Annotated in this window: 4 protein-coding genes and 1 tRNA gene; all 5 read right to left on the bottom strand. The window is 59.8% G+C overall.

The window, feature by feature from the left end; all coding sequences use genetic code 11:
- Positions 1 to 255 precede the first annotated feature (255 nt).
- Positions 256 to 3,075 carry a TrlF family AAA-like ATPase gene (locus OS124_RS0112795; protein WP_010140076.1) on the bottom strand — a complete coding sequence of 940 codons (2,820 nt, stop codon included), beginning with the start codon at positions 3,073 to 3,075 and terminating at the stop codon, positions 256 to 258.
- 417 nt (positions 3,076 to 3,492) lie between these two features.
- A complete protein-coding gene (locus OS124_RS0112790) occupies positions 3,493 to 5,262 on the bottom strand; it encodes a DUF262 domain-containing protein (RefSeq protein WP_010140075.1) in 1,770 nt (589 codons plus the stop codon).
- A gap of 472 nt (positions 5,263 to 5,734) precedes the next feature.
- Positions 5,735 to 7,255, bottom strand: coding sequence for an acetaldehyde dehydrogenase ExaC (gene exaC / locus OS124_RS0112785; protein ID WP_010140074.1), 1,521 nt, complete (start codon positions 7,253 to 7,255; stop codon positions 5,735 to 5,737).
- Between the two features lie 123 nt (positions 7,256 to 7,378).
- Positions 7,379 to 8,341: a GAF domain-containing protein gene (locus OS124_RS0112780; RefSeq protein ID WP_083834622.1), complete on the bottom strand. Its 963-nt coding sequence runs from the start codon at positions 8,339 to 8,341 to the stop codon at positions 7,379 to 7,381.
- Positions 8,342 to 9,224: 883 nt separating this feature from the next.
- Positions 9,225 to 9,298, bottom strand: a tRNA-Gly gene (locus tag OS124_RS0112775).
- Positions 9,299 to 9,452 lie beyond the last annotated feature (154 nt).

Here is a 9,452-nt window from a genome sequence, read left to right as displayed (position 1 = left end):
GCGCATGACCGGTCCCAGCCCTTCCACGACATTTGTGCCAGGCGCAGCATGACGCCAGGCTCCGACATGAAGGGCGGAGAGCTGCCGTTCGCTGCGCGGTATGTCACTTGCAGCAAAACTGGGAAAGCGGTCGTTCAGGGGCGTCACGCAGCGGACAATGCGCCAGGCCATGCGAAGCGCAGGTCGGGCGGATATTCGGTCGAGAGATATACGAACCTGCGGATTCGTAATACAGCCACTGCCCGTGCCGGCGCATCAGAAGCCATACTTCTCTCTGCGAAGGTTGAATGCTGCAGCGCCGCCTTCCATGATGCGTTTGATGGCCTCACGGACATCTGGAATGTCGATGGCTCCCTCTCCCGCTATCTTGCCGCCGGACTGATCGCCCGCCTTGCGGTATTCGCACCAGGCGACAAGCTCTGCGTCCCCGTTGACGACGAGATTGGCATTGTGGCTGACGAAGATGAGTTGACGCCGCTTTTTGGCCGCCCATATCTGTTCGACGATTTCCTGCATCACGGGGTTGTCGAGGTCTTCTTCTGGCTGGTCAATCAGAAGGGGCGGCCCTGCCTGGTTCAGAAGTGTGCGCAGGAGCGCCGTTGCCTGCTGGCCTGACGAGGCGTTCGAGAAATTGATGTATTCTCCCTCGCGCGAACGGTACTCGAAATGGGGCTCGCTCTGGATTTCAGTTAGGGACAGTGACAGCCAGTCGTCGGGGGAAAGTTTGCGAGCGAGCTTATCGCAATCGCCCTTGGTGGCACCTGCGCTGGCGAGAAACGGGGTCTCGGGAAGGTGTTCGGTTGAATCTTTGTCGGGATCGAAGTTCGCCAAGGCCTCGAGGTCTTCAAGCGTGCCGAGCCATGAGCGGTGAGGATCATCCGCCTCAAGAATGGCCGCGGCAATGCGCTCAATCCGGTCTTTGCGGATTCCCGAACCGCTCAGACGTTCTCTCAGTAACTCTGAAAACGCATCTGCATTTGAATACCTGTGAACAGTCGCGCGGACGGCACCGCCGGATCTCTCAGTCAGAGCCTCGCACTGTCCCTGGATCAGGCCGTCGCGTTGCCTTCTAAGTTCGTGCAGCCTCTCCTGTTCGGCCTGATAGGTTTCTCCGGCCTTCTGGAGCGATATGAGTTCGTCCGACAGCCGGGTATGTTCCTTCTGGAGCGATACGACCTTGGCTTCCAGCACCTTCAGCTGCTCCATCCGATCCCGCTGTGCGGACGATCTGCCAAGTGCAGCGGAATAGGCGTGGCGGTAGGCCTCAAGCCGTACGCTCCATTGCGACCATTTACTGTCTTCGCGCTCTGCGAGGGCCTGATCGATGCCTGACTTGGCCCCGCGCAACGCTTCTGCGATTCCGGCAACCAGTGCGTCGTACTCGGCGGACAGTTTCGCGATCAGCGCCTTTTCGGGAAATTCATCGGGCAGCCCCGCGAGGTCTCCGCGGATTTCGCCGCCGAGCAGTTCGAGCAGCTGATCGATCCGCCCGCCCGCATCCCGCAAACGCTGCTTGCGGGCATCCATGGCCTGTTCGACAATGTCATATTGCGATCCAAGCTCCAGCAGCGTCCGGTCCTCTTGCGACAGCCCGCCGAGCGATGCGCGTATACTGCTCGCCTGTTCCTGGTAGGAGCGGACTTCTAGGGTAAGCCGGACGATATCCTTTTCGATGATCTTCTGGCGTTGCCTCGTGGAATAGCTCTTGCGCAGCTTGTCACTTTGTTCGTCCATCTGCCGTTTGAGCTGCCCGAGTTCGGTGCGGATCGGCGCGGCGATAAACCTTGAAAGCTCGTCCAGGCGAACACTGACATTGCTGAGTTGCTTCTGGCTGTAGGCCTGAACAGGCAGCAGGGTGCGCACCTCGCTCTCGGTGCAGGGCCGCAGTTCATCGTCACCAACCTTAATCTGCACGGTGCCATCTTTGCTGGCCCTTCGCACAAGATGCGGCACGCCATTTACAGTGAAAGCGACATCAACGGTCGCGCCAAGAGGCTTGAGCGTTCCCTCGATCAGCCGCGCGCGGCGCGCTTGGTAGTCGGGAGTATCGTCGTCGCTTCCAGAGGGAGGCTGGTCGCACAGCGCCCACCGCAGATATTCAAGGATTGTCGACTTTCCGGTGCCGCGTCCGCCGATCAGCGCGTTGTATTGAGGATTGAAGGCAAGCTCCAAAGGCCCGAGAAAAGAGCTGTTCTGTACGCTGATTGACGTAATGACGACCGAAGGAACACTTGGCTCAGTGTCGGAAATACGCGATTCCTGAGCTAGGCATGCCTGCCGCAGCGCTTCCGCCGTCGGGCTGGCCCATTTGATCCATGACGAATGCTTGCCGAGATCGGCGTGATCTTCGCGGCGGTTGTCGGAAGTCTGGATGCAGGCGATGCGTTTGTGGCCCCAGGCCTTTTCCTTCCCTGCGAGAATATTCAGAGTTCCCGGTTTCAGACCGTCCTTTGAACCGTCCAGATAGCCCCCGACGCAGGGCATGTCCTTGTATCTTGGGGCCATGCCGCTACGGAGCAAAGAGAATTTTCCCTCGCCGGTGACATTGGGAAGAATGATATAGCGGTCTTTGAGCCAGCTGTGTTCGTCCAGTTTGGACTTCAAGGTCTTCAGGGAATCGATGTGATCGAGGCGTTCCGTCTGAATCGTCTTTTCGTCGCCTGACGGAGCGGGCGTGATCGTCAATGCCGTCAGGACAGCATCAAAGCGGTTGTCCTCAAAATCAGCATCCAGGAGGAGGATCGCCTGGCAGGGGACAGCGAGGGTCAGCTCTATTCCCGGAAAGACAACGATACGGTCGCGGGCCTGCAAGGGGTTTCCTTCCACATCCGTTTCCTGCGCGGCGGCTTGCCTTACATAGGGGATGAAGGCCATGTCGTGGTGGTCAGTGATGGCAATGGCGTCCAGACCCTTCTCCCGGCAGGCAGCGATAAGGACGGCGGCATATTCGGCTCGGGCTTCGTCTCCAATCCGCGGTTGGCCTGTCCATTGACGATCTCTCGGGCTATGAACCTGAAAATCGCAGCGGTAAAAGTGCGCCCCCTTGTCTGCGCTGCTTGTAAGGTCGTCTCTCATTCTCCACCTCCAAAAGCCTCGTCGTCAGTCGGCGCGATCCAATCTCAAACGGAGTAATCACGGATATCGCCCAGCAGCAGTGGCGCCGTCCGACTAATGCCCGCGATGCGTTTCGGGATCAAGGTTGGTCACCTTTGTTTTGCTCCCGCAACTGTTGAAGGACTGCTTTGGAGAATGCCGCGAAGCAGTATTCTGTACAGCTGACCGTCCGCTGTGGGCCGAGGCCGGTCATCAGCTGAGCTTGGCATGAGGGGCGGCGTCGGGCCCGGCCCGACGGCACGCCTGACTATGGCCGCCGGACACGCTCGCTATGTGGCCGCATGACTGGTTCGCTCTCAGCAGAATGCCGCGAGCGTCGGCTTGTTAGCAACGCTGCCACGCCAAGCATTCTGCGCTAAACTCAACCAGCAGCTGACGTCAGCCCTGACCGATCAGCTCTTTGATACGCGATCGCAGCACGTTTTCCCGGTTCTCATAGAAGGTTTCGAAGCTATGCGGATCACCGCCCGGTTCGACCCAGCCCCCTCGGCCATCAGGCAGTCGTAGGTCGTGATCTTTCATGTAGCTCTGCCGCAGTTGCTTGTCAGCGAACGCGCTCTGGAGCCACGTCGCGGGAAACTTTGCGCTTTTTTCTTGGTTTGGAACGCCTTTGAGAAGCTGGAGATTCGGTAGGCGGTTCGACCAGTCGATCAGGTGTTCGATATCGTCCTCATCAACGCCATCGCGTTTGAGCTTAGCCCTCGTGAAGCGTGATTTCGGATAAATATGGTCGACATGCATCAGATGGCTGGTGTCGATAAATGGATAAAGCAAAACAAGCAGAGGGCGGGTCAGCTTGTCCCCGTACTTAAGCTCGACGAGACGTTCGATTTCCTCTTCGCTGAAAACAAGCGAACGCCCTCGAGCTGCCATCTCACGTTCCAGCGCTTCTGCCGGAAAACTCTCTGTGCCCTGCTTCTCGATCACTGTGCGAAGGGCAGTCAGGAGCACGTCGAGGCCACTCCCCCAGATGCCAGATTGCTTGAGCAAGGATTTGATCAGCCAAAGGCGGATCGCGCTGCGGTCGCTAGCTGCATTTGAGCTGGAGAGATACTTCTCCCCGACACCTTTCTTATAAAGATAGTAGGCAATTGGCAGTAGCGCGCTGTCCGCTCGCAACGCACGAGCGTCGATGCCTAGCTCGGATGCGAGCTTAACGGTAAGCTCGAGGGCACTGGTGATTCCCTCCCAGTTGTCGTCCATCCTTGCCATGGTTGGGCGATCGAAATTCGAGACACGGAAGCCAACGCTCTTAATGTCGAGGAGCATCAGGCCGGCTTTCAGAACAAAGTCCTTCGAAAAATCGTAACCGCCACCGATGGCATTCATAGCTTCGACGATCCCGTTGACGGCCTCGCGTGCATCGCGATTGGTCCACTGGGCTGACGCGATTGAGAGCAGCAGGTCAGAGTAGCTCAGGACCATGCCCTTCGAGTTCACACGGATGAATATCTGGAGAACCCGATCAAGATCCTGCTCCTCCACCGTATAATAGGACAGCGGTTTCTCTACATGGACTACGCTGTGAAGCCGGTGAAGCCGCTTGTTCGCCCGCTTCATGGTGTCTTTGTCAAAATCGCGATCCATTACCCATTCTGAGAGGCTGGAAGTATCTGTCATGTCAAGGATTTCGCACACTGGAAACCACCCCTCATGTGGTAGTTCAGCATTAGAATCGAAGAAACGAAATTCGTGGAGTACGCCGTCCGCCGCCTTGTCTTCAGGCGATACTAGGTCGAGATAGAGGTTCTTTTTCGGATAGGCGTCATCATTGTCTTTGCGACCATATGGCTTCTTCGCCGCAAACGAGCCGCGCAGACCAATATGGAGCGCGGTAAGGCGTTGCTGACCATCTAGCACCCCTGTCAGTGGCTGGACTACATCCTCAGTGTCAAACTCCTCACAGAGTTGTCGGTCGCGGGCATGGTAGTGGCGCATGAAACGGTAAAGGCGATATGTCTTTACGTTCTGGGGCTCGATGGTCCAAAACAATAGCTGCCCTATCGGGTAGCCCTGCATGAGGCTGTCAAAGAGTTGGCAGATACGGTCCTCTCGCCAAACAAACTCCCGCTGAATGGCTGGGAGAACATACTTGTCCGTCTGAATGGCCTTCATAGCCGCGGCCACCGACATATCGTTGAAACTCATGCCTGCCTATCTCGTTCTGAATATTGCCAATAAGGCATTACCGGCCTTGGGAAGCAGGTCAACCACAGATATGAGAGGCAAGCTAAGATCGAAGTCATGCCCTCACAAGTTCGCTACCTGCTAGCCCTTCATTCGGGAGCCGGACAGCCAGCTGCCGCTCAAGCAATGCCAGTTTTGTCCGCATTGCTGACCTTGGGGCCCTGAACTATGCTGCGCGGTACCATGAAGGTCCGGTATGGGGAAGCCGCGCTGCGGCAATGCTAATCCTGGCCAATGACCGCTCTGGGCCGTGGGCTGACATTCGAGTTGCCGACAAGCGGGCCTGGCGGAATGCCGAAGCCGCCAACATCCGCAGTTCGAACACCCCTTTCGAACAGCGGTTCCAGGTTAGGAGCCAAATGAGACAGAAGGCAAACAATCCGCGATACCGGCCGTTGGAAACGGCCGGTATCCGTTGGCCAATGAGTCGATTTCAGAAGAACCCGAGCTTGTTCGGGTTGTAGCTGACCAACATGTTCTTGGTCTGCTGGTAATGGTCGAGCATCATCTTGTGCGTTTCGCGACCGATGCCCGACTGCTTGTACCCACCGAAGGCGGCATGCGCGGGATAGGCGTGGTAGTTGTTCACCCAGACGCGGCCGGCCTCGATATTGCGACCGAAACGATAGGCGCGGGTGCCGTCGCGGGTCCAGACGCCGGCGCCGAGGCCATACATCGTGTCATTGGCTATGGCGAGGGCCTCGTCCTCGTCCTTGAAGGTGGTGACCGAGACCACGGGGCCGAAGATCTCTTCCTGGAAGACCCGCATCTTGTTGTGGCCCTTCAGGATCGTCGGTTGGACGTAATAGCCGTTCGCGATGTCGCCGTTGAAGCGTGCGGCATCGCCGCCGACCAGGACTTCGGCTCCTTCCTCAACGCCGATGGTCAGGTAGGACATGATCTTGTCCTGCTGTTCCTTCGACGCCTGGGCGCCGACCATCGTCTCCATCAGGCGCGGGTCACCCTGCTTGATTGCCTTCACGCGTTCGATGCAGCGGGCGATGAAGGCCTCGTAGATGTCTTCCTGGATCAGAGCGCGCGACGGGCAGGTGCAGACCTCGCCCTGGTTGAAGGCGAACAGGACGAAGCCCTCGACCGCCTTGTCGAGGAAGGCGTCGTCCTCGGCCATCACGTCGGAGAAGAAGATGTTGGGCGACTTGCCGCCCAGTTCCAGCGTCACCGGGATCAGGTTCCTGGTCGCGGCCTTCATGATGATGCGCCCGGTCTCGGTCGAGCCGGTGAAGGCGATCTTGGCGATCCGCGGGCTTTCGGCCAGCGGGCCGCCGACCTCGGGGCCCATGCCGTTGACGATGTTCAGAACGCCCGCGGGCAGCAGGTCGGCGATGATCTCGACCAGGACCATGATCGCCGCCGGAGTCTGCTCGGCCGGCTTCATGACGATGCAGTTGCCCGCCGCCAGCGCCGGCGCCAGCTTCCACGCCGCCATCAGGATCGAGAAGTTCCACGGGATGATCTGGCCGACGACGCCCAGCGGCTCGTGGAAGTGATAGGCCACGGTGTCGTGGTCGATCTCGGACATCGTGCCTTCCTGGCTGCGCAGCACCCCCGCGAAATAGCGGAAATGGTCCACCGACAGCGGGATGTCGGCCGCGGTGGTCTCGCGGATCGGTTTGCCGTTGTCCCAGGTTTCGGCTGCGGCGATCAGGTTGAGGTTCTCTTCTATGCGGTCGGCGATCTTGAGCAGGACGTTCGAGCGCTCAGCCGCGCTGGTCTTGCCCCAGCCCTCCTTCGCGGCATGGGCGGCGTTCAGGGCCAGCTCGACGTCCTCGGCGGTCGAGTTAGCCACTTCGCAGACCTTGGCGCCGGTGATCGGGGTGATGTTGTCGAAATACTGGCCCTTCACAGGGGGCACGAACGTGCCGCCGATGAAGTTGTCGTAGCGGGTGCGGAAGGGCGATTTGAAAGCGCCCGTGACCTGGGTCATCTCGTTCATTGAGTATCCTCCGTTTCGTCTCCGGTCCTCCGCCGGAGCCAAAGAGAGGATCAGTGACGACGGCGCCTGCGTCAGCCCGGGCAACCGAGCCGGCAGGCGCGACCTGTCTCATCCCTGAGACAGTCAGTCCGGATTTCCGCCGAGTCCCAGCCGTTTCATGCGGCGATAGAGGGTGGCACGGCCGATCCCCAGCATCCGGGCGGCCTGGGACACGTTGCCATCGGCGCGCGACAGCGCCCGATTTACCGCCGCTCTTTCGGCCTTCTCAAAGCCCGTCGGCCCATCGTCGCGCCCGAAGAGGTCGGATGCGGGGACCGACTTGATCGGCCCACTGCTGTTCAGGCGAAAGGCCTTGCGTGCGCCGCGCGTGGCGCCCAGCAAGAGATCGTCGCGATCAACCGCCAGCAGCGTCGCGGCTTCGCTGTCGTCGGTATTGGCGACGATGATCCGGGCCCCCGAAAAGGCCGCGCGAAAGTTGTCAGTTTCGATCTGGCGAGCGGTCTGGGCCACCATCGCGGCGATCAGGTGATTGAACGCCTCGGTCTGGTCGGCCCTGGCCGAGGACACGTCGAGCGCGCCGATCAACTCGCCCTCAGGGCCGAAGATGGGGGCGTCCATGCAACTCATCCCGGTGTTGCGGGTATGGAAATGTTCATCGCGGTGGATGATGACGCGTCGCCCTTCGGCTATGCAGGTGCCGATGCCGTTGGTGCCTTCCGAGGCTTCGGACCAGTCGGAGCCGGGTGTCAGTCCCCAGGCATCGAAGGTGGCAAGATCGCTGCCTGCCGTACGCAGGTCGAGAACCACGCCATCTGCATCGGTCAGGAGCACGCCGCAGCCCGAGCCGCCGACAAGCTGGAAGAGCGCATCGAGCTTGGGCGCGGCCACGCGCAACATCGCTTCGGATCGCTCGCGCCGCTCCGTCAAGGCCTCTACCGTAACACGCTGGACACCGGCCTTCTGGCCCGGGTCCAGCCCATGATGCTCGAACGACCGGCGCCACGAAGCTGCCAGCCGGGATCTGGCCGCGGCACTGGGATGACTGGCTACCTCCACCACGCGATCGATATGCTGCGCGTCCGACATCAATCCTGAACTCCTCCCGGACCTGACGGTATCGCGTTTTTCCTGATACGTCGAGTGACAGCCAGGGATACCCGCCAGCTCGGGTCGTGTGGGGGTCGCATCAGGTGGGCAATTGACTTTTTCTACTGCAGCGCATGAGGCAGATATCGCCGGCAGGCGTCATAGAGGCGGCGCAGAACCTTGCCCGACCAAGATGCTATTTGCTGCCGGCTTTCGGCAACCCGGTCTGACGAATGCAGAGAACGTCGTGAAACCGCCTGTTCGAACCGGTCGCGGCCGTAGCAGCCTGGCAACCTGGCTTGCGTCTGCTTTCGCAGTTGGCCGCTGGAGTGCTCGGGCCTGCAGCGAGTACCCGCTTTACTCCAGGAAAAGCCGACATTCACACCATGCGCAGCGAAAGTCCGCTTTCCGCCCTTCGGGCACATTACCGTTCCCATGAGTCTTGCAAGCTATTGACTTCACTTGATATTCTCCAGCGTGTCCTCATGCTAAACCCTTGGGGTTGCACGGTTCGGCTGATCACCCCCGGTGCGCCACTTCGTATTTTGCACTGGCCGAATTAGCTGGAACGTCGGTCGACCGATGGGACCTAGGGAGGTGCCTTATTTCGCGTGCCGTCGAACGTGGGCCAAGGCCGCTATTGTCCGCTGGACGACTGATGCAGAGCCGGAGCTTAGGCGGAGACGGGGAACGATTATTTGACGTTGTCGATGCGAGGATCTGTCTCAGATTTCACGTCGGATAGCAGGGGGAAGGGAAGGTTCGGTCCATCGGTTGCGTCCATCTCGCGGATAGTCAGAGGCCGATGTGTCCCACGAGCAAATCCTGCATGGGACACTTTCGCCCTTAAGAGGCGGAAATATAATGATTTTGTGATTGGAAGTGGAGCGGGTAGCGGGAATCGAACCCGCGCGTTCAGCTTGGGAAGCTGACAGGCTACCATTACATCATACCCGCCGCGCTGGCTCCGAGCTATGCCAAGGCCCGGGCCTCGTCAAGCTGAAAGCGGCTTGGGATGTCCGCGCCCGACGCCGTGGCGACGCAGGGCAGGGCAGCGTGCGGTTGCCGCCGGGACAGGAGGCGGACGGAGCGGGCCCCGGACATGGCGCCG

This window comes from Oceanicola sp. S124, assembly GCF_000220565.1.
GTDB lineage: Bacteria > Pseudomonadota > Alphaproteobacteria > Rhodobacterales > Rhodobacteraceae > Pseudooceanicola.
The sequence above is the reverse complement of the archived record's forward strand: the minus strand, read 5'-3'. Positions and strand labels throughout refer to the sequence as shown.

Coding starts and splice junctions, on each gene's coding strand:
- exaC (WP_010140074.1), bottom strand. CDS start 7,255: ATGAACGAGATGACCCAGGTCACGGGCGCTTTCAAATCGCCCTTCCGC.
- OS124_RS0112780 (WP_083834622.1), bottom strand. CDS start 8,341: ATGTCGGACGCGCAGCATATCGATCGCGTGGTGGAGGTAGCCAGTCAT.
- OS124_RS0112790 (WP_010140075.1), bottom strand. CDS start 5,262: ATGAGTTTCAACGATATGTCGGTGGCCGCGGCTATGAAGGCCATTCAG.
- OS124_RS0112795 (WP_010140076.1), bottom strand. CDS start 3,075: ATGAGAGACGACCTTACAAGCAGCGCAGACAAGGGGGCGCACTTTTAC.